General features: G+C 71.6%; 23 protein-coding genes and 1 pseudogene. 11 read left to right on the plus strand and 13 right to left on the minus strand.

The window, feature by feature from the left end:
* Positions 1-67 precede the first annotated feature (67 nt).
* Positions 68-531: pseudogene (locus C2L59_RS40975) on the plus strand (helix-turn-helix domain-containing protein).
* Here C2L59_RS40975 and C2L59_RS40980 read toward each other — a convergent pair.
* From C2L59_RS40980 to C2L59_RS40990, 3 genes are all read right to left on the minus strand, one after another.
* Positions 528-995, minus strand: coding sequence for a hypothetical protein (locus C2L59_RS40980; RefSeq protein ID WP_233223978.1), 468 nt, complete (start codon positions 993-995; stop codon positions 528-530). The pseudogene C2L59_RS40975 and the gene C2L59_RS40980 sit on opposite strands and share 4 nt — an antisense overlap.
* Positions 996-1,033: 38 nt before the next feature.
* Positions 1,034-1,357, minus strand: a complete 324-nt coding sequence (locus tag C2L59_RS48345; RefSeq protein ID WP_199199599.1) for a hypothetical protein — start codon at positions 1,355-1,357, stop codon at positions 1,034-1,036.
* Positions 1,358-1,453: 96 nt separating this feature from the next.
* On the minus strand, positions 1,454-2,026 hold the full coding sequence (locus tag C2L59_RS40990) for a TetR/AcrR family transcriptional regulator (protein ID WP_103354971.1): 573 nt from the start codon (positions 2,024-2,026) through the stop codon (positions 1,454-1,456).
* 95 nt (positions 2,027-2,121) lie between these two features.
* On the opposite strand from C2L59_RS40990, the gene C2L59_RS40995 reads away from it, so the two are divergent.
* Positions 2,122-2,895 (plus strand): nuclear transport factor 2 family protein, encoded by a 774-nt coding sequence (locus C2L59_RS40995; protein WP_103354972.1) that lies wholly within the window; start codon positions 2,122-2,124, stop codon positions 2,893-2,895.
* Here the strand turns inward: C2L59_RS40995 and C2L59_RS41000 are convergent.
* From C2L59_RS41000 to C2L59_RS41010, 3 genes are all read right to left on the minus strand, one after another.
* Positions 2,858-3,646: a metal-dependent hydrolase gene (locus C2L59_RS41000; RefSeq protein WP_103354973.1), complete on the minus strand. Its 789-nt coding sequence runs from the start codon at positions 3,644-3,646 to the stop codon at positions 2,858-2,860. The genes C2L59_RS40995 and C2L59_RS41000 overlap by 38 nt on opposite strands.
* 56 nt (positions 3,647-3,702) lie before the next feature.
* Positions 3,703-4,056: an STAS domain-containing protein gene (locus C2L59_RS41005; RefSeq protein ID WP_003078104.1), complete on the minus strand. Its 354-nt coding sequence runs from the start codon at positions 4,054-4,056 to the stop codon at positions 3,703-3,705.
* Positions 4,057-4,286: 230 nt separating this feature from the next.
* Positions 4,287-4,595: a WhiB family transcriptional regulator gene (locus C2L59_RS41010; RefSeq protein WP_103354974.1), complete on the minus strand. Its 309-nt coding sequence runs from the start codon at positions 4,593-4,595 to the stop codon at positions 4,287-4,289.
* A gap of 162 nt (positions 4,596-4,757) precedes the next feature.
* On the opposite strand from C2L59_RS41010, the gene C2L59_RS41015 reads away from it, so the two are divergent.
* The 3 genes from C2L59_RS41015 to C2L59_RS41025 all read left to right on the plus strand — a co-directional run bounded on the left by C2L59_RS41015 (position 4,758) and on the right by C2L59_RS41025 (position 6,432).
* Positions 4,758-5,174, plus strand: a complete 417-nt coding sequence (locus C2L59_RS41015; protein ID WP_103354975.1) for an anti-sigma factor — start codon at positions 4,758-4,760, stop codon at positions 5,172-5,174.
* The gene (locus tag C2L59_RS41020) at positions 5,171-5,950 is read left to right on the plus strand and encodes a SigB/SigF/SigG family RNA polymerase sigma factor (protein ID WP_103354976.1); all 780 of its coding nucleotides are present in this window, start codon (positions 5,171-5,173) and stop codon (positions 5,948-5,950) included. Before C2L59_RS41015 ends, C2L59_RS41020 begins: the two co-directional genes overlap by 4 nt.
* Before the next feature lie 62 nt (positions 5,951-6,012).
* Complete coding sequence (locus C2L59_RS41025; protein WP_103354977.1) at positions 6,013-6,432, plus strand: ATP-binding protein; 420 nt, start codon at positions 6,013-6,015, stop codon at positions 6,430-6,432.
* On the opposite strand, the gene C2L59_RS41030 is transcribed toward C2L59_RS41025, so the two are convergent.
* On the minus strand, positions 6,433-6,912 hold the full coding sequence (locus tag C2L59_RS41030; protein WP_370444824.1) for a MarR family winged helix-turn-helix transcriptional regulator: 480 nt from the start codon (positions 6,910-6,912) through the stop codon (positions 6,433-6,435).
* 47 nt (positions 6,913-6,959) lie between these two features.
* Between C2L59_RS41030 and C2L59_RS41035 the strand changes: the two genes are divergently transcribed.
* From C2L59_RS41035 to C2L59_RS41045, 3 genes are read left to right on the plus strand one after another with little or no spacing between them, the layout of a single operon-like run.
* Positions 6,960-7,937, plus strand: a complete 978-nt coding sequence (locus C2L59_RS41035; protein WP_103354979.1) for an aldo/keto reductase — start codon at positions 6,960-6,962, stop codon at positions 7,935-7,937.
* Positions 7,938-7,955: 18 nt separating this feature from the next.
* Complete coding sequence (locus C2L59_RS41040) at positions 7,956-8,594, plus strand: nitroreductase family protein (RefSeq protein WP_103354980.1); 639 nt, start codon at positions 7,956-7,958, stop codon at positions 8,592-8,594.
* Complete coding sequence (locus C2L59_RS41045) at positions 8,591-9,139, plus strand: SMI1/KNR4 family protein (protein WP_199199600.1); 549 nt, start codon at positions 8,591-8,593, stop codon at positions 9,137-9,139. Before C2L59_RS41040 ends, C2L59_RS41045 begins: the two co-directional genes overlap by 4 nt.
* Before the next feature lie 71 nt (positions 9,140-9,210).
* On the opposite strand, the gene C2L59_RS41050 is transcribed toward C2L59_RS41045, so the two are convergent.
* From C2L59_RS41050 to C2L59_RS41060, 3 genes are all read right to left on the minus strand, one after another.
* Positions 9,211-9,945: a 3D domain-containing protein gene (locus tag C2L59_RS41050; RefSeq protein WP_103354981.1), complete on the minus strand. Its 735-nt coding sequence runs from the start codon at positions 9,943-9,945 to the stop codon at positions 9,211-9,213.
* A gap of 127 nt (positions 9,946-10,072) precedes the next feature.
* A complete protein-coding gene (locus C2L59_RS41055) occupies positions 10,073-10,774 on the minus strand; it encodes an alpha/beta fold hydrolase (RefSeq protein ID WP_103354982.1) in 702 nt (233 codons plus the stop codon).
* 10 nt (positions 10,775-10,784) lie between these two features.
* Complete coding sequence (locus C2L59_RS41060) at positions 10,785-11,456, minus strand: HNH endonuclease family protein (protein ID WP_103354983.1); 672 nt, start codon at positions 11,454-11,456, stop codon at positions 10,785-10,787.
* A gap of 178 nt (positions 11,457-11,634) precedes the next feature.
* Here C2L59_RS41060 and C2L59_RS41065 point away from each other — a divergent pair, with 178 nt between their 5' ends.
* Both C2L59_RS41065 and C2L59_RS41070 read left to right on the plus strand, forming a co-directional pair.
* Positions 11,635-12,678: a tetratricopeptide repeat protein gene (locus C2L59_RS41065; protein WP_103354984.1), complete on the plus strand. Its 1,044-nt coding sequence runs from the start codon at positions 11,635-11,637 to the stop codon at positions 12,676-12,678.
* Positions 12,679-12,725: 47 nt separating this feature from the next.
* Positions 12,726-13,193 (plus strand): hydrogenase maturation protease, encoded by a 468-nt coding sequence (locus C2L59_RS41070; RefSeq protein ID WP_103354985.1) that lies wholly within the window; start codon positions 12,726-12,728, stop codon positions 13,191-13,193.
* On the opposite strand, the gene C2L59_RS41075 is transcribed toward C2L59_RS41070, so the two are convergent.
* Positions 13,171-14,076, minus strand: a complete 906-nt coding sequence (locus tag C2L59_RS41075) for a LysR family transcriptional regulator (RefSeq protein WP_103354986.1) — start codon at positions 14,074-14,076, stop codon at positions 13,171-13,173. The genes C2L59_RS41070 and C2L59_RS41075 overlap by 23 nt on opposite strands.
* 87 nt (positions 14,077-14,163) lie before the next feature.
* On the opposite strand from C2L59_RS41075, the gene C2L59_RS41080 reads away from it, so the two are divergent.
* Positions 14,164-15,465 carry an aspartate aminotransferase family protein gene (locus C2L59_RS41080; protein ID WP_103354987.1) on the plus strand — a complete coding sequence of 434 codons (1,302 nt, stop codon included), beginning with the start codon at positions 14,164-14,166 and terminating at the stop codon, positions 15,463-15,465.
* Between the two features lie 56 nt (positions 15,466-15,521).
* On the opposite strand, the gene C2L59_RS41085 is transcribed toward C2L59_RS41080, so the two are convergent.
* Complete coding sequence (locus C2L59_RS41085; RefSeq protein ID WP_103354988.1) at positions 15,522-16,871, minus strand: cellulose binding domain-containing protein; 1,350 nt, start codon at positions 16,869-16,871, stop codon at positions 15,522-15,524.
* On the minus strand, positions 16,868-17,215 hold a 348-nt coding region (locus C2L59_RS49600), incomplete at its 5' end, for a glycoside hydrolase family 18 protein (protein ID WP_233223979.1). The genes C2L59_RS41085 and C2L59_RS49600, both read right to left, overlap by 4 nt.

The following is a 17,215-nucleotide window of genomic DNA, read 5'->3' on the forward strand; positions in this document are numbered from 1 at the left end:
GCGGTAGGGAAGGGCCTCCGGGTTCGGTGTGGATTGCGACGTCTACACCGGTCAACGGAGGCCCTTCGTGACTCACGCACCCTTAACGCCGACCGGGAGACTGCGCCTGGCCCGCTGTGTCGCGGAGAAGGGATGGCCACTGCGGAACGGTGCCAGGTGTCGGTCTCGACCGCCGCGCGGTGGGCCTGCCGTTACCGCGACCACGGCGAAGCCGGCCTGGCCGACCGGACCAGCCCGAACCGCACCCCATCCCGGACGGAGCGGCGGGTAATCAAGGTCCGCGTCCTACGCCGATGGGGCCCAGCCCGCATCGGCTACCTGCTCGGGCTCAACCCCTCGACCGTGCATCGGATCCTGACCCGCTACCGGCTCGACGAGTGGGCATACGCCCAGCCCTACCGCACCGAAGCCGAACGCCGTCAAGCCTTACCAGGCTGGCTGCACACCTACAATCACTACCGCGGTCACACCGCACTCGCAGGCCAACCACCCGCCGGCCGCGTCCTCAACCTCACGGGTCAGTACGGCTAGATCGGCCGCAGCTCGCGGTCCGGCCCGACCAGCAGCTGCACCTGCGGCCCCGCCTTTCCGCAGGCGGGGCCGTTCGGCTCGCTGAAGGTGGGCGTGACGTCGGTGGCGTGCGGCCGGCCGTCGTCGAACCGGACGGTGACCCGGACCGGCTCGGCGGGCAGGCCCGGGATGTCGGCGAAGCCGTGCAGGCCGCCGGTCGGCACCATCGAGGCGCCGCAGGCGCTGTCCGGGCCGGTGCCGGCGCAGGTCGCGGCGCCCGCGGTCGTCTCGGGCGTGAGGTCGATTGCCCGGTTGACGCACTGGCCGCGCCAGCACGCCTCCAGCGTCGCGCGGGTGATGCCGGCGGGCGCCGGGATCGTCAGGCTGATCCCGGTCAGGTAGCCGATCGCGGGGCAGGCGACGACCGGCGCGGCGCAGCCGGCCGTGCCCGCCGCGGCCAGGGCGATCCAGGGGAAAGCACGCATACCGGCCAGACGGGCCCCGCGCCCGCCCGGTTGCATCATCAGTCACGCCACCCCGAAGTCAGCGGGAACGCCGGCGACGACGAGGTCGGCGTGACGGACGTCGCCGACGTCACGGTGACCTCGACGACGCTGGTGGTGGTCGTGGGCGGCGACGTCTCGACGGAGGTGACGGTGGCCGCCGGCCCCGACTCGGTCACGGTGACGGGCACCGCGGACACGGTCCGGGTCGTCGGATCGCTGGTGGTGTCGACCGGCCGCGGACCGGACCGGCCGGCGACGAGCAGCGCGGCGACGAGCAACCCGGTGGCGAACCCCGCCAGCCCGGTGACCGCGGCGGAACCCCAGGTAGGTCGGCCACTCATCCGGGCACCCCCTCGCCACGCGCAGCGCAGGTACGAGGACTAACTCGCGTTGATCTTACGTCGTGTTACCCGAAGTGCACATTGAGTTCTGCCGGCTCAACTTTGCGTCGCAGGCGCGGCTTGAAGGGCCGCGGTGGCGCGCAGGCCGTCGACGACCACGCGGATCAGGTGTTCGCTGCCCGGCGCGTACCGCTCGACGGCGAGGCAGCCGACGATGAGCGCCCGCAGGTCGTCGCCGTCGATGTCCGGGCGGATGGCGCCGGCCGCCTGGGCCCGCCGGAGCAGCTCGGCGAGGGCCGCGCGGAACTCGTCGCCCGCTCCGGCCTTGAGGGCGTGCCCGCTCGATTCGGCGAGCGCGTCGCAGATCGCCCGGTTGAGCGACGCCTGCCGGATGACGCGGACGAAGTAGTCGAAGAAGACGGCGCCGGGGTCATCGGCGGTCGCCAGGGCGTGGGCTTCCTCGGCGAACTGCTGGATGCGTTCGAGGACGACGGCCTGGAAAAGGGCTTCCTTGCTGGGGAAGTGCCGGTAGACGGTGCCGGCCCCGACCCCGGCCAGCCGCGCGATGTCGTCAAGCGGCACGGCCAGGCCGTCAAGCGCGAACGCCTCCTCGGCGGCGGCCAGCACCTTGGCCCGGTTGCGCCGGGCGTCGACACGCATCTTTTCCATCAAGTCTCCTCGTTGACAACCGGAACGCGCGCTCCGTATGGTCGCAAGCGGGTCCACCGTTCCGATTCAACGCCCAGTCTTGCAGGAGAATTCCGATGCCGCGCACCGTGCCCGAAGTTGCCGCCCTGGTCGCCAAGGGCCTGTCCACCTTGGACACCACCCCGTTCGCCGACCTGTTCGCCGCCGACGCGGTGTACGAGCTGCCGTTCCTCGGGGAACGGATCGAAGGCCGCGACGCAGTGGTGACGGCGTTGGCCGCGGGCGGTGTCCGGGCCAGAGCTTTCGGCCTGACGAAAGCGCAGGTCACGACCACGCTGACCGAGTCGGGGTTCGCGGTGGAGCTGGTGGTTTCGGGCCCGGCGGGCGAGTTCCCGTCTTCGGTGGGGGTCGTGACGGTTGCGGACGGGGAGATCACGTCGTACCGCGACTACCCGAACCTGGCCGCGGCCGCGCGGCTCGCCCGGCCGGTGTTCGACCGGTTCCTCGCCGCCTCGGTGGAGAACCGCTGGGACGACCTCGCGGACCTCTACGCCGAGGACGTCACCATCGAGATGCCGTTCACGCTCCCCGGCGTACCGCGGCTGACGAAGGGGCGCGAAGAGCTGCGCCGCCGCTTCCACGCCGCGGGGCAGGTTCGCCGGCTGGTGAAAGCGGAGAACGTCGTGGTCCACGCGACCGCGGACCCGGCGGTGCTGGTCGCGGAGTTCGACCTGCACGGCGAGGTCGGCGGCGCGGCGTTCGTGTCCACGTACGTGATGGTGATGACGGTCCAGAACGGCCGGATCACCCACTCCCGCGACTACACGGACACCGCCGCCGCGGCGGAGCGGCTCAAGGCGTTGTCGCCTGCTGACTCGACGGGGGAATGAACAGCCGCTCGAACGTGCTCACCGTGTGCTCCCACACCCCCGGCACCAGCAGTACCCCCAGCAGCGCGAACACCGGGAAGATCAGCCGCTTCTCGACCTTCTTGCCGGTCCGGAAGCGCAGCGCCTTCGGCGGCCGGATCTCGTACCACGTCTCGCCCGCGATCGGGACCGGGAACAGGAACGGGCACCCGGCCTCCGTCAACGCGTCACCCAGGCAATGGGTCAAGCACCCCGCTGCCACCGCGATGCCCAGCCAGCCCGAGATCGACTCCAGCTCACCCGCCCGGTCCGGCGGGGCCGTGAAGAACCACCACGCCACCGCCGCTCCGCTCACCGGGAGCAGCCAGTCGCCCAACGCGCCTTCCGCCAGCATCAGGCCGAAGATCACCACGCCGACGACCGCCCACGGGCCGCCCTGCTCGGTACCCCATGACGTCAGGAGGCCCAGGCCGGCCGCGAACAGGACCGTGTGGGACAGGTGGCGGTGCTTGCCGGTGACCTTCTCGTCGCGCGGGCCCTTCGTGAGGGCGTAGATCCCCGCCGAGACGTGGCGCAGGAGCCAGGACAGGGCGCCCGTCAGCCAGCCGAGCAGGCGGGAGGCGCTCGCTCCGGGGTGGTCGAGGTCGGGCAGCAGGGCGAACCCCGCCGTCGTGGCCGCGAAGACCACCGCCTGGTGCACCGACCCCGCCCCGACCGCGGGCGCCAGGGCCAAGCCCGCGCACCAGCCGGTCAGGGCATGCGTGCGCCCCATCATCGTGCCGCCCCCAGGATCCGCGGAAAATCAGTCCGCGGAACGTTAGCGGGCGGTCAGGCTTGGGGATCTTCCGACACGCTCAGGTGTTCGGCCACGCCGGTGAGCTCGATCACGCGGCTCACCGCGGGGCTGGGGACGACCGCGAGTTCGACGTCCTGCTCGCCGGCCTGGCGTTGTGCGCGGAGCACCACGTTCAGCGCGGAGGAATCGAAGAAGGTCACCCCGGTCAGATCGGCCACGACCCGCTGCGCGCGCTTGTCCGCGATCAGCCCGGCCAGGGCCTCCTGCAGCTGCGGGCTGGTCAGCAGATCGAGCTCGCCGGTGACCACCACCCGGGGCTCCGTCGCGTCGGTGTCCAGCGTGATGCCGAACCCGGGCGGGGTGGCGTTCTGGTCGGCTGCGGGCATGCAGTTTCTCCTCGTCAGGCGCTGCTCCTGCGCCGGGTACGCGCCTGTTGTCTCAAGCGGCATCCGTGTCACCGCGCCTTCCGCGGCACGGGGCCGGACCCCGCACCGGACACGGTCCAGGCAACTCCGGCGCCAACCCTAACCCAGGAAGCGGCCGCGCCCGCCACGGCCGCCGCTCTTTCGCGTGGACTGCTCACCTGCGATCAAATCCTGCCTGTTCAGCGCGCTGCTCAGTGCGCACTCATCGCCTTGCGGGCGGCCCTGCGCTGGCGCAGGAACAGCTGCCGCCGCTCGATCTCGCCGAGGCCGCCCCAGATGCCGTAGGGCTCCTGTACGGTCATCGCGTGCGTGCGGCACTGGGCCAGGACCGGACAGGTCTGGCAGATGGCCTTGGCCCGCGACTCACGCCGCTCCCGCGCCGAACCCCGCTCGTTGTCCGTGTGGAAGAAAAGGCTGCTGTCCGCACCCCGGCAAGAGCCGCGCAGCTGCCATTCCCACTCTTCAGCAACCACGTTGGGCAGCCGGCTCACGTCAGCCATGTTGTCCCTGCCTTTCCCAGGATCTCCCGTGTCGACCGCTACATGCCCGCCGGTGGAGCGGATCAAACCCGGGTTTGGTTTGCTCACACCACGGGCATCTCGCTGCCGGGCGTGGAGGACACCGCCGATCCCCTGGAGCGCGAGCCGGAGAAAGGAACAAACGTGGAGGACAACGCCCCGCTCGTCCCGGAAGGCGCGCAGGTCATCGAGGTGCGGACCGCAGCGATTCCGCACGTCGTACCCACCCTGCGAACCATCGTGGCCGACATCGCGATGCGCCAGGATTTCGACCTCGACGCCGTCGAGGACCTCCGGATGGCGGTGGACGAAGCCTGCTCACTGTTGCTTCCCGCCAGCTCGGACGGCCGCCTGACCTGCGTCTTCTCCTGGCGCGGGCCGCGCATCGAGGTCTCCGTGTCGGTACTGGCCGACAGCGCGGACCACGAGGACGACGCCGGCCTGTCGTGGCAGCTGCTCACCGCGCTCGCGACGACCGCCGAACGCACGATCACCCCCGAGAACGGGCGCTACCTGTCCCGGGTCGACCTCGTCCGGGAGAGCCAGGCGGCGGACTCGTGAGCGATCCCGCCGGGAGCAGCGGGAGCGACCTCGACGTCAGCGCGCTGTTCACCCAACTCGCGGCCGCGGGCGCGAACTCGCCCGAGCGCGAGCGCATCCGCGACACCCTCGTGCGCGCGCACCTGGAGCTGGCGCGCAACCTCGCCCGGAAGTTCCGCAACCGCGACGAGGCGATGGAGGATCTCATCCAGATCGCCACGGTCGGCCTGATCCACGCCGTCGACCGGTTCGACCCCGAACAGGGGACGGACTTCCTGGCCTTCGCCGTGCCGACCATCTCCGGCGAACTGCGGCACCACTTCCGGGACAACAGCTGGTCGGTGCGGGTGCCGCGGCGGCTCAAGGAGCTGAACGCGAACATCTCCGCCGCGCGTGAAGAGCTCACCGTGCAGCTCTCGCGCGCGCCGAAGCCGAGTGAGATCGCCGCCCGCGTCGGGGTGCCCGTCGAAGACGTCTACGAAGGTCTTCGAGCCGGTCAGGGCCGCTACGGCGCTTCGCTGGACCACCTGCTGGAGAACGCGGCACACACCCGGTTCGGGGCGCCCGACGCCGAGCTGGGCCAGGCCGAGCTGCGCGAGGCGCTGCGCCCGATGCTGGAGAGCCTGCCGGAGCGGGAACGCAAGATCGTCGCGCTGCGGTTCGGCTCGGGAATGAGCCAATCGGACATCGCGCGCCGCGTCGGGGTGTCCCAGATGCAAGTGTCCCGGCTACTCGCTGCGACGCTCAAGAAGCTGCGGTCCGGTCTGGACGAATCCGAGCTGGCCGACGGCACCTGATTAGCCGAACAACCGCCTGGGTATTTGGCGGGCGGTGCCGAACTCACTGGGAGGGGGACCGGATGACGACGTCGAGGATGCCGCAGCGGGCAGCTGCGCCGGCCGCCCCGCTGAGGGTGCTCCTCCCCGCTGACGTCACGGCTCCGGCGTTGGCCCGGCACGCGGTGCGGAACGCGCTGCTCGGCTTCGGCCTGCAGGAGTGCCAGTTCGACGACGTCCTGCTGGCGACGTCGGAGCTGGTCACCAACGCCTTCGAGCACGGCGACCGGCCGCAGCGGCTCGAGCTGGAGTACGCCGGCGGGCCATTGACGCTGCGGGTGCACGACACCGGGCGGCAGCTGCCCGAGCTGCGGGCGCCGTCCCCGGCCGAGGCCCGCAGCCGGGGGCTCGTCCTGGTGCAGGCGCTGTCGCTGGACTGGGGCTTCGAACGCTGTCCCGGCGGCAAGTACGTCTGGGCGGTTTTCCAGCTCCCGCCCGCCTGATCAGCGCACCTTCCGCGCGGCCGCGGTCTCGCCGATCCGGTCCCGGAACGGCTTCCGGTCGAGGGCCTCGACGATCGCGTCCAGCAGGGCCCGCAGCGAATACGGCAGCTCGGCCTCCAGCGCCGCCGCCGCTTCGGTCGTCGCCGCCCACTCCGCCTCGATCAGCGGCAGCAGGTCACGGGTCTTCGCGGTGAGCGACACGATCCGCTGCCGGGCGTCGGCGCCCGGTTCGAGGGTCACCAGGCCGGCCCGGCTCATCTGCGCGACGGTCTGGCTGGCCGCCGAGTGCGTCACGCGCATCTCCGCGGCGAGGTCCCGGATGGCCAGCGGGCCCCGCGCCAGCAGGGCCCGGACCACCGGCGAGTACCGCGGCCGGTAGTCCTCGAGGCCGATGTCGGCGAGGAACCGCGCGACGTCGCCGTCGAGGATCTCCAGGACGTGCCGCAGCCGGGTCCCCAGCCCGTCCGGACCCGAAGTCATGGCCATGACGGCCGATCATAGGCGGGCGCGTGTGCTTGGATCGCGGCATGGAGAACCGCAAGATCGCCCGTCTGGGCCGTGAGGTGTCCGTCATCGGGCTCGGCTGCTGGCAGCTCGGCGCGGACTGGGGCGAGGTCGACGAGAACGACGCGCTGGCCGTGCTGCACGCGGCCGCTGACAACGGTGTCACCTTCTTCGACACCGCCGACGTCTACGGCGACGGCCGCAGCGAACGGCTGGTCGGCCGGTTCCTCGCCGAGCGCGGCGACGTGTTCGTGGCGACCAAGATGGGCCGCCGGGTCGAGCAGGTGCCGGAGAACTACGTCGCCGAGAACTTCCGCGAATGGAACGACCGGTCGCGCCGCAACCTCGGCGTCGACTCGCTCGACCTGGTCCAGCTGCACTGCCCGCCGACGCCGGTGTACTCCTCGGACGCCGTGTACGACGCCCTGGACGCGATGGTCGACGAGGGCCGCATCAAGGCGTACGGCGTGAGCGTCGAGACGGCCGAGGAGGCGCTGACGGCGCTGGCGCGGCCGCACGTGGCTTCCGTCCAGATCATCCTCAACTGCCTGCGGCTCAAGCCCCTGGAGCGCGTGCTGCCCGCGGCGGTGGCGGCGGGCGCCGGGATCATCGCGCGGGTGCCGCTGGCGTCGGGCCTGCTGTCCGGGCGCTACACCGCGCAGACGACGTTCGCCGAGAACGACCACCGCAACTTCAACCGCCACGGCGAGGCGTTCGACGTCGGCGAGACCTTCTCCGGCGTGCCGTACGAGGCCGGGCTGGAGGCCGTCGAGCGGCTGCGCGGGCTGGTGCCGGCCGGGCAGACGCTGGCGCAGTTCGCGTTGCGCTGGATCATCGACCAGCCGGGCGTGAGCACGGTGATCCCGGGCGCCCGCAACGCGGAGCAGGCGGCGGCGAACACCGCGGCGGCCGCACTGCCCCCGCTGTCCGCGGAAGCCGCCGCCGGCGTCCGCGAAACCTACGACGAGCTGATCCGGCCGCTGGTGCACGATCGCTGGTAAGCCCGGCATGATGGGCCGATGATGACGCCCGAAGAGCTCCTGACGACCACCAGGACCGTCCGCAAGCGGCTCGACCTCGAGCGCCCGGTGCCGCTCGACCTGGTGAAGCACTGCGTGCAGGTGGCCCTGCAGGCGCCGAGCGGTTCGAACACGCAGCGGTGGCAGTGGCTGGTGGTCACCGACGCCGGCCGCCGCGCCGCGCTCGGCGCGATCTACCGGCGGGCGTGCCAGGAGTACCTGGAGTCGGCGCGGGCGGCGGGCAAGCTGTTCGCCGACGACCCCGAGCGGTCGAAGGTGCAGCAGCGCGTCGGCGACAGCGTCGCGTACCTGGCCGACCGGATGGGTGACGTCCCGGTGCTCGTCGTCCCCTGCCTGGAGACGGAGTCGACGGAGCTGCCGGCGGGCAACCAGGCCGGCCTCTGGGCGTCGTTGCTGCCGGCGGTGTGGAGCTTCATGCTCGCGGCGCGCTCGGTGACGCTGGGCACGGCGTGGACGACGCTGCACCTGAAGTACGAGCAGGAGGCGGCGGAGGTGCTGGAGCTGCCGAAGAACGTGCACCAGGCGGCGTTGATCCCGACGGCGTTCTACACGGGCGAGACGTTCAAGCCGGCGGCGCGGCAGCCGCTGGAGGAGGTCCTGCACCTCGACCGCTGGTGAACTGGGACGGCGTCCGGGAGCGGCTGGCCGGCCTGGCCGCCGCCGACCCGGGGTTCGAACGGTTCGGCGCGCGCGAGCACGAGTACCGGCTCGGGCCGCCGAAGCCGGAGGCGGAACTCGAGGAGTTCGAGACCCGGCACGGCGTGACGTTGCCGGAGGACTACCGGGACTTCCTGTTGACCGCCGGCGAACAGGGCGCCGGGCCGTACTACGGCCTCTACTCGCTCGGCGCACCGGAGTGCCCCTTCGAGGACGAGTGGCGGCCCGGCTTCCTGTCGGCACCGTTCCCGCACACGAGCGCGTGGAACCGCGCCGAGCACCACCCGGCCGAAAACGAGATCCCGGACGCGCTGTACGAGGACCAGCGCTGGATCGCCGGTTCGCTGAAGCTGTGCCACTTCGGCTGCGGCGCGTACTTCCGGTTGGTCGTGACCGGGCCGGAACGGGGGCGGCTGTGGTTCGACGACCGCGGCTCCGACGGCGGCATCTCGCCCGTCGGCACGGGCTTTCGCGAGTGGTACTCGGAGTGGCTCGACCGTCCGTGACGGCCTCCTTGCCGGGGCAGATGGGGGACGTCGGCAAGGAGGCCTTCACGGCCTTTCGGCGGCCAGGTGGTCTAGCGCACGGTGAGCGTGAGCCGCTGGATGCCCCAGGCGTCGGCCTGGGCGCCCGGTAGCCAGACGTCGACGATGTCGCCGGAGATCCAGCTGCCGATGTCGGCGGCGAAGCACTCGCCGTAGCCGGGGACGGAGAACCGGGTGCCCCACGGGATGGTGCGGGTGTCGACGGCGCAAAAACCCGGCCCGGCGGTGTACCCCAAGGCCGTCTGAGCGACGTCGTTGTACGACGTCACGCGGTAGTTCAGCGTGGTGCCGGCCGGGACGCGGTAGGGCGCCAGCCGGTTCCCGCCGTCGAGGCGGTAGGCGGTCGAGATCTGGCCGAGCGAGCCCGGCGAGTTGTCCTCCGCCGTCATCGCGTAGAGCTGGTAATTCGCGTTCTGGCACGGGCTCGCGTCGGTGACCGTGAGCGTCGGCTGGCCCCAGTCGCTGATCCACTGCAGGGCCTGGCCGTTGCGGAATGCACGGTAGGCCTTTGCGCCGGCGACCCGGGCGAAGGCGAAGGTGACCTTGCCGTCGGTGCCCAGTCCCCCGCTGACCGAGCCGGGCGCGGGCAGGCGGTTGCTCACGTCGACGGCGCCGACGAGCGCACCGGGGCCGTGCCCGCCGGTGACCGGTCGGTCCGGGATCGGGCCGGGGTAGAAGTGCTGGCAGGCGGACAAAGCGGCGGAGGCCGCGGGAGCGACGAGCACGCTCGCGAAGACGGTCAGCGCGAGGAGGTGAGCGAGACGCATGACGGGGAACCTCCATGGCGGGGACCGGGGTGGAGGTGACGCGAGCGGGTTCGCCGCTGCTCACGACGTTAAGTGGCCTGAACCACTCCGTCAATAGGTCTAGACCTTTAATCGCCGATCGGCGCAGTCAGAGGTAACTCACCAGCCGGTCGGCCAGTGCGGCCGGGTGGCTGAGGGGCACGCAGTGCGGGCCGTCGAGCTCGTCCGGCTCGATCCCGAGGCGCTCGCGCGCCACCCGCCGCTGGAAGTCCGGGACGAAGAACCGGTCGTCGCGCGCGAGCAGCACCCGGGTCGGCACGTCCGGGTGGCCCGGCACCCGCGGCTTTCGGGGGTGCCGGGTGGCGGAGCCCCCGGCCTGGGGCGGAGCCACGGGCGGGCACAGCCACGGCTCGTCCCACTCCTTGCTGACCTGCTCGCGCCCGTGCGCCTGGCACGCCTCGGCGAGGGGCGCCGGGACGCCGTTGAAGAACTGCTCGGTCTCGCTGAGCCCCTTCGGCGCCTCGAAACCGGTGTTGCCCCACCACCGGCCCGGCGGCTCCCCCGGCGCCGGGATCATCCCGGCCAGGTACACCAGCAGCCGCGCCCGGACCTTCGCCGCGACCAGCGGCGCGGTGAACCCGCCGTAGGAGTGGCCGACGACGGCGACGTCCGTGCGGTCGCCGAGGGCGGCCACCACCGTCTCGGTGAACTCCGCCAGCCCGGACTCGGGGTCGGTGATCGGCAGGTCGGGGGCGATGGCGTCGTGCCCGCGAGCGGCCAGCTCCGGGATCAGCAGGTGGAAGTCCCAGCCGCTGCCGCCGCCTCCGTGGACCAGCGCGAAAGTCGTCACGCGGGCCAGCTCAGCAGCGGCGCAGCATGTCGGTCAAGGCGGTCTTCTCGGCCTGCGTGATGGACAGGCCGTAGTAGTGCTTCACGACGATCCAGTCGGTCGCGTAGGTGCACCAGAAGGCCACCAGCGGCGGCTTCCACTGGTCGGGCGCCTTGTCGCTCTTCTGCTGGTTGACGTTGTCGGTGACGGCGAACAGCTGGGGCCGGGTCAGGTCGTTGGCGAACTGCTCGCGCTTCTCGGTCGTCCACGACTTCGCGCCGCTCGCCCACGCCTGCCCGAGCGGGACCATGTGGTCGATGTCGAGGTCGGTGGCCTTGGTCCAGGTCTCGTCGTCGTAGACGCTGGTCCAGCTCCCGGACGTCGGCTTGCAGTCCTTGTCGGTCTTGACGTCCTTGCCGTCGCGCTTGAGGACGACCTCGCGGGTGTCGCAGCCGGATCCCTGGCTGTCCCAGTGCGGGAACTTCTCGCGCGAGTAGCCGTCCATCGAGGTGCGGGCGGCGATGGTCAGCTCGTCAAGCTGCTTCTGCGCGTCGCCCGCGCTGACCGGGACCGGCGCCGAAGACGGCGGCGGGGCTGCGCCCGCGCCCCTCGTCGCCCAGTACCCGAAGAGCGCGACGGCCAAAACCGCGATTACCAGCAGGGTTCGCTGCGTCACGCTCAGCCGAAAGCGTCGGGCCGCCACGATTTTCTCCTCTCACCTGCGCCGTCGCGCGGCGTAGTCTCACCTCTGCCGGCGCGGGACAACCGCGCCGACACGATGACCTGGCGCGAATGTGACGTCGCCCACCCACGGCGGAGCTGTCACACGGAGCCGATCAACTGCGACTACCGGAGCAGGACCCATCCGGAGGGAGCAGCCGATGCCCGGCCGGCTCAAGAAGTTCGACGATTTCTTCCAGCGCAAAGCCGCCGAGGGCGGCAACGTCGTCGCCATGGCCCGCATGGGCTCGGCGATGCGTGAACGCGGTGAGCTCGCCGAGGCCGAGTCGTGGTACCGCAAGGCCGCCATGGGCGGCGACCGCGTGTCCATGACGGCGCTGGCCCACCTGCTCGCCGAGCGCGGCGCCGCGGACGAGGCCGAGCGCTGGTACCACGAGGCGGCGCTGGCCGGCGAGCCCCACGGGATGCAGTACCTGGCCAAGTCCTACGAGGGGCGCGGCAAGCGCGAAGACGCCCGGCACTGGTACAGCGAGGCGGCCCGCGCCGGCGACCTGCCGTCGATGGCCGCGCTGGGCCGGCTGCTCCGCGGAGAAGGCCACGGCGAACAGGCCCAGTCGTGGCTGCGCCAAGCCGCCGAGGCGGGGTTCACCGGGGCGATGATCGACCTGGGGATCGTGCTGCGCGACCGCGGCCAGGCCGCCGAGGCGTCCCGCTGGTGGCGCTCCGCCGTGCAGGCCGGCGACCTCGCGGCCACCTGCCAGCTGGGCCGGCAGGCCGAACGGCTCGGCCGGCCCGCCGACGCCGAATCCTGGTACCGCCAGGGCGCGACCGGCGGTCACGTCGAGGCGATCACCCGGCTCGGCCTGCTGCTGCACCGCCGCGGCGACCTCGAAGAGGCCGAGAGCTGGTACCTCGACGCGGCCGAGCGCGGCGACCCGGCGGCGATGACGAACCTCGGCGTCCTGGCCCGCAACCGCGGCGACGAGGGCGAAGCCGCCGCCTGGTACCGCAAGGCCGCCGAGCACGGCAGCATCCCCGCCCTCACCAACCTCGGCCACCTCGCCGAGCACCGCGAGGACCTGGCGGCGGCCGAGCAGTGGTTCCGCCGCGCCGCCGAGACGGGCGACGTCCAGGGCATGCTCAGCCTGGCCCGCATGCTGCGCGCCCGGGGCGCCGCGCACGAGGCCGGACTGTGGCTGGCCCGCGCGGAAACCGTGCAGGACGACCGCGAGCCTATTGTGTGATCCATTTCACAGTTCTAGCCTGAGAGCGCACCCCAGGAGGTTGCGCAATGAGGCCACGTGTCCTGGTCGCGAGTATCGGCAACGTCTTCCTGCACGACGACGGCTTCGGTGTCGAAGTGATCCGGGAACTGGACCGGGCGGGCCTGCCCCCGTGGGTGCAGATCGCCGACTACGACATCGCGACGGTCCACCTGGCGTACGACCTGACCGGCGGCTACGACACAACGATCCTGCTCGACGCGACCCCGCACGGCGTACCCCCGGGCACACTCTCCCTGACGTCGGCCCCGGACACGCACGACCTCCCGGGCGACGCGCTGGTCCGCCTCCTCCGCCTCCTGGGCGGCGACGCGGGCCGCGTCCTGGTCCTGGGCTGCGAGCCGGCGTGCGTCGACGGCGGGCTCGGCCTGTCCCCGGCGGTCGAGGCGGCGGTGCCGGCCGCGGTGCGCGTGGTCACCGAACTGGCGTGGGGCGCGAACCCGGAACTGCCGGTCAAGGAGAGGACCGAGGTCTGACCCCCGCCACCGGGTCCGGCAGCTGCCGCAGGGCTTCGAGGACCACGTTGACCGCCGCCCGGGGTGGTGAACCGCGGCGGACGACCGCCGCGATCGTGCGCGTCACCGGGGTCGCCAGCTCGCGCGTCGCCACGCGGTAGCGGCGGTCCACGGCCAGGCCCGGCAGCAGGGCGATCGACAACCCGGCTTCGACGTGCTGCAGCGTCATCAGGTAGTTGCTGAAGCGGCACACCACCCGCGGCTCGAAACCCGACTCGCGGCACAGGCGCAGCGTCAGGTTCGCCATGTACGACTGCGGCACGTCCAGCGCCCACGGCTTGTCCGCGTAGGCCGACAGGACCGCCGGGCCCCGGGGTGCGTCCGGTGGCGTGACCAGCACGATCGGGTCCGTGGTCAGCGGGATGATGTCGAGGTCGGGACCGAGCGGCAGCTCGACGAAGTCGGTCGTGGTGATGATGACGTCGGCGTCGCCGCCGCGCAGGGCCGGGATGCTCTCGTGCGGCTCGAGCTCCAGCAGCTGGACCTCGAGGTGCGGGTGCGCCAGCCGGGTCACCGCCGGCACCGCGAGGGTGTGGATCGCGCTCTGGAACGCGCCGAGCCGGACCAGGCCCGCCGGTTCCTCGCCGAGGCTGCGCAGCTCCGCCTCGACCGTGTCCAGGTGGTCGAGGATCGCCCGCGCGCGGCGCGCCAGCATCAGCCCCGCGGGCGTCAGCCGGACCCGGCGGCCGGTGCGTTCCAGCAGCTGGGTGCGGGTTTCCGCTTCGAGGACGGCCAGCTGCTGCGACACGCTCGACGCGCTCAGGTTGGCGTCCTGCGCGACCGCGCGGACCGTGCCCAGCGTGTCGAGCCGGCTCAGCAGGCGCAGGCGCCACGGGTTCGGCATGAGCCGATTCTTGTTCGGCGGAACCGAACAGGAAAGCCGGAATCGTGAGATGGACGTGTCGCTCGCCGCGGACCTACCGTCGAAGCCATGGCTGACACCTTCTGGGGTGACGTCGACCGGCACCTCGTGCGTTACGGCGGCGCCTTCACCCGCGAAATCATCGACCGCGCCGAGGGCAGTTTCGTCTTCACCGAGGACGGCCGCCGGATCCTCGACTTCACGTCCGGCCAGATGAGCGCGATCCTCGGGCACGCGCACCCGGAGATCGTCGAGACCGTCCGGCGGCAGGCCGGCCGGCTGGACCACCTGTTCAGCGGCATGCTGAGCCGCCCGGTCGTCGACCTCGCGCGACGCCTCGCCGAGACGCTCCCGGCGCCCCTGGAAAAGGCTCTGCTGCTGACCACGGGCGCCGAGTCGAACGAGGCGGCCATCCGGATGGCCAAGCTGGTCACCGGCAAGCACGAGATCGTCTCGTTCGCCCGGTCGTGGCACGGCATGACGCCGGCAGCGGCGAGCGCGACGTACAGCGCGGGCCGCCGCGGCTACGGGCCGGCCGCACCGGGCAACTTCGCCATCCCGGCGCCGAACGCGTACCGCCCGGACTTCACCGACGCGTCCGGCGCGCTGGATTGGCGCCGCCAGCTGGACTTCGGCTTCGAGCTGATCGACGCGCAGTCGGTCGGCAGCCTGGCCGCGTGCCTGGTGGAGCCGATCCTGAGTTCGGGCGGCATCATCGAGCCACCGCCGGGCTACTTCGCCGCGCTGGCCGGGAAGTGCCGCGAGCGCGGAATGCTGCTGATCCTCGACGAGGCCCAGACGGGGCTCTGCCGCACCGGAACCTGGTACGCGTTCGAGCGCGACGGCGTCATCCCCGACATCCTGACGCTGTCGAAGACGCTCGGCGCCGGGCTGCCGCTGGCCGCGGTCCTGACGAGTGCCGCCATCGAGCAGGAAGCCCACGACCGCGGATTCCTGTTCTTCACGACGCACGTGTCGGACCCGTTGCCGGCGGCGGTGGGCAACACGGTGCTGGACGTGCTGACCCGCGACCGCCTCGACGAGCGGGCCCGGTCACTGGGCGCGGTACTGCGCCGGGGTCTGGAGGAAATCGCGTCCCGCCACGAGGTGGTCGGCGACATCCGCGGCCGCGGCCTGCTGGCCGGGCTGGAGCTCGTGGTGGACCGCGAGACGAAGCGGAGTTCGGACGAGCTGGGGGCGCGGGTCACGCAGCGCTGCCTGGAACTGGGGCTGCACATGAACATCGTGCAGCTGCCGGGAATGGGCGGGGTGTTCCGGATCGCGCCGCCGCTGACGGCGTCCGAAGAGGAGATCTCGCTGGGGGTGTCTATTTTGGACCAGGCGATCGGTGACGCCGTCAAGATGTCGTGAAGAAGGCCTCCTTGCCGGCCCGGGGAGCTGGCAAGGAGGCCTCTTCTACGACGACGTCAGAAGCCCGCCGTCACCTTCGTGAAGTCCCAGTCGTTCTGGGCGATGCCGCTGCACGCCGCCTGGACGCCGCCGCCGGGGCAGCCTCGGTCGCGGTTGACCGACCAGAACGCCAGGCGGGCGATCTTGTTCGACTTGGCCCAGTTCGTGATCTGGGTCCAGGTCGACAGGTCCGTCAGCTCCTGCTGGTCGGACAGGCCGTTCATGCCCGAGATCCCGAGGTGGGCGTACGCCGTGGCGTCCGACCAGCCGAACGTCGACTTCAGCTTGTCCCGCAGCCCGTTCGCCGCGCTGACCGTGCTGTTGTACATGTTCGCGCCGCCGCCGAAGTCGAACGGCATGATCGTGAACACGTCCACGTTCGCGCCGAGGGCCTTCGACTGGTCGATGAGCCGGTTGCCGTAGAAGTTCGGGCCGGTTGTCGACGTGCCGAACGTCAGGATCGTCTGGATGCCCGGGTTGTTCTGCTTGACGATCTTCAGCGCGTTCAGGATGCGGTCCTGCACGGCCTCGTTCTCGAACTCGTCGGAGTTCTCGATGTCGATGTCGATCGCCTTCAGCCCGTACGCGTTGATCACCTGCTGGTAGGCGCCGGCCAGCGCGGCCGGCGTCGAGCAGTTCGGGCCGAGCTTGTTGCCGCTCCAGCCGCCGAACGACGGGATGATCTGGCCGCCCGCCGCCTTGATCTGCGCGATGGCGTTCGCGTCCGCGCTGCCCTGCAGCGGACGGCTGCTGTCCCACGCCGGGTTGCAGCCACCGGAGGCGTTGATGAACGCCATGGTGAACCACTTGACCCCGGTCGCGTTCATCACCGTCTGCGGGTTGGGCGGGCTGCCCCAGCCCATGTACAGGTACGGCGCGCCCCGGCCACCCGGCGGGGGCGGTGTGGTCGTCGTCGGCGGGGTCGTCGTCGTAGGAGGCGTCGTGGTCGTGGGGGGTGTGCCCCCGGCGGTGCACGCACCCCCGTTCAGCTTGCAGTTCGACGGCGCCGCGTACGCACCGGAGTACGTCACGTTGAACCCGAAGCTGGCGCTACCGCCGTTGCCGACGTTGCCGTTCCACGAGTTCTTCACCGTGACGTGCTGGCCGGACGCCGTGTAGCTGCCGTCCCACACCGACGCGATCTTCGCCCCGGAAGGCAGGTCGAACTCGACGGTCCACGACGGCAACGTCGAGCCCGAGCCGTTGGCGATCGTGTACTTGCCCTCGTACCCGGTGCCCCAGTCGGAGCCCTTCGAGAAGGTCGCGGACACGCCGCCCGCCGCGTTCGCCGGGGCGATCACGAACATCGCGCCGATCGTGGCGGCCGCGGCCGCCAGCCCCAGTGCGGGCAACCACCGGCGGCTCATGAGAGGCCGTTCTTCATCGCGGTGATGAGCTCACCGCTGGTGGTGTCGCCGGTCAGCTCCCAGAAGAAGGCGCCGCCGAGACCCTGCTGCTTGGCGTACGACATCTTGCCGTTGATGGTCGACGGCGTGTCGTAGCTCCACCAGTTGCTGCCGCACTTGGCGTACGCGGTGCCGGCGATGGTGCCGGTCGCCGGGCAGCTGTTCTTGAGGATCTTGTAGTCCTCGATGCCGGCCTCGTACGTGCCCGGCGCGGCGCCGGTCGCGGTGCCGCCCGGGGCGTCCTGCGTGACGCCGGTCCAGCCGCGGCCGTAGAAGCCGATGCCCAGCAGCAGCTTGCTCGCCGG

Origin of the sequence: Amycolatopsis sp. CA-128772 (assembly GCF_002904295.1) — a bacterium.
Taxonomy (GTDB): Bacteria; Actinomycetota; Actinomycetes; order Mycobacteriales; family Pseudonocardiaceae; genus Amycolatopsis.

Coding starts and splice junctions, on each gene's coding strand:
- C2L59_RS40980 (WP_233223978.1), bottom strand. CDS start 995: ATGCGTGCTTTCCCCTGGATCGCCCTGGCCGCGGCGGGCACGGCCGGC.
- C2L59_RS48345 (WP_199199599.1), bottom strand. CDS start 1,357: ATGAGTGGCCGACCTACCTGGGGTTCCGCCGCGGTCACCGGGCTGGCG.
- C2L59_RS40990 (WP_103354971.1), bottom strand. CDS start 2,026: ATGGAAAAGATGCGTGTCGACGCCCGGCGCAACCGGGCCAAGGTGCTG.
- C2L59_RS40995 (WP_103354972.1), top strand. CDS start 2,122: ATGCCGCGCACCGTGCCCGAAGTTGCCGCCCTGGTCGCCAAGGGCCTG.
- C2L59_RS41000 (WP_103354973.1), bottom strand. CDS start 3,646: ATGGGGCGCACGCATGCCCTGACCGGCTGGTGCGCGGGCTTGGCCCTG.
- C2L59_RS41005 (WP_003078104.1), bottom strand. CDS start 4,056: ATGCCCGCAGCCGACCAGAACGCCACCCCGCCCGGGTTCGGCATCACG.
- C2L59_RS41010 (WP_103354974.1), bottom strand. CDS start 4,595: ATGGCTGACGTGAGCCGGCTGCCCAACGTGGTTGCTGAAGAGTGGGAA.
- C2L59_RS41025 (WP_103354977.1), top strand. CDS start 6,013: ATGACGACGTCGAGGATGCCGCAGCGGGCAGCTGCGCCGGCCGCCCCG.
- C2L59_RS41030 (WP_370444824.1), bottom strand. CDS start 6,912: ATGACTTCGGGTCCGGACGGGCTGGGGACCCGGCTGCGGCACGTCCTG.
- C2L59_RS41035 (WP_103354979.1), top strand. CDS start 6,960: ATGGAGAACCGCAAGATCGCCCGTCTGGGCCGTGAGGTGTCCGTCATC.
- C2L59_RS41040 (WP_103354980.1), top strand. CDS start 7,956: ATGATGACGCCCGAAGAGCTCCTGACGACCACCAGGACCGTCCGCAAG.
- C2L59_RS41050 (WP_103354981.1), bottom strand. CDS start 9,945: ATGCGTCTCGCTCACCTCCTCGCGCTGACCGTCTTCGCGAGCGTGCTC.
- C2L59_RS41065 (WP_103354984.1), top strand. CDS start 11,635: ATGCCCGGCCGGCTCAAGAAGTTCGACGATTTCTTCCAGCGCAAAGCC.
- C2L59_RS41070 (WP_103354985.1), top strand. CDS start 12,726: ATGAGGCCACGTGTCCTGGTCGCGAGTATCGGCAACGTCTTCCTGCAC.
- C2L59_RS41075 (WP_103354986.1), bottom strand. CDS start 14,076: ATGCCGAACCCGTGGCGCCTGCGCCTGCTGAGCCGGCTCGACACGCTG.
- C2L59_RS41080 (WP_103354987.1), top strand. CDS start 14,164: ATGGCTGACACCTTCTGGGGTGACGTCGACCGGCACCTCGTGCGTTAC.
- C2L59_RS41085 (WP_103354988.1), bottom strand. CDS start 16,871: ATGAGCCGCCGGTGGTTGCCCGCACTGGGGCTGGCGGCCGCGGCCGCC.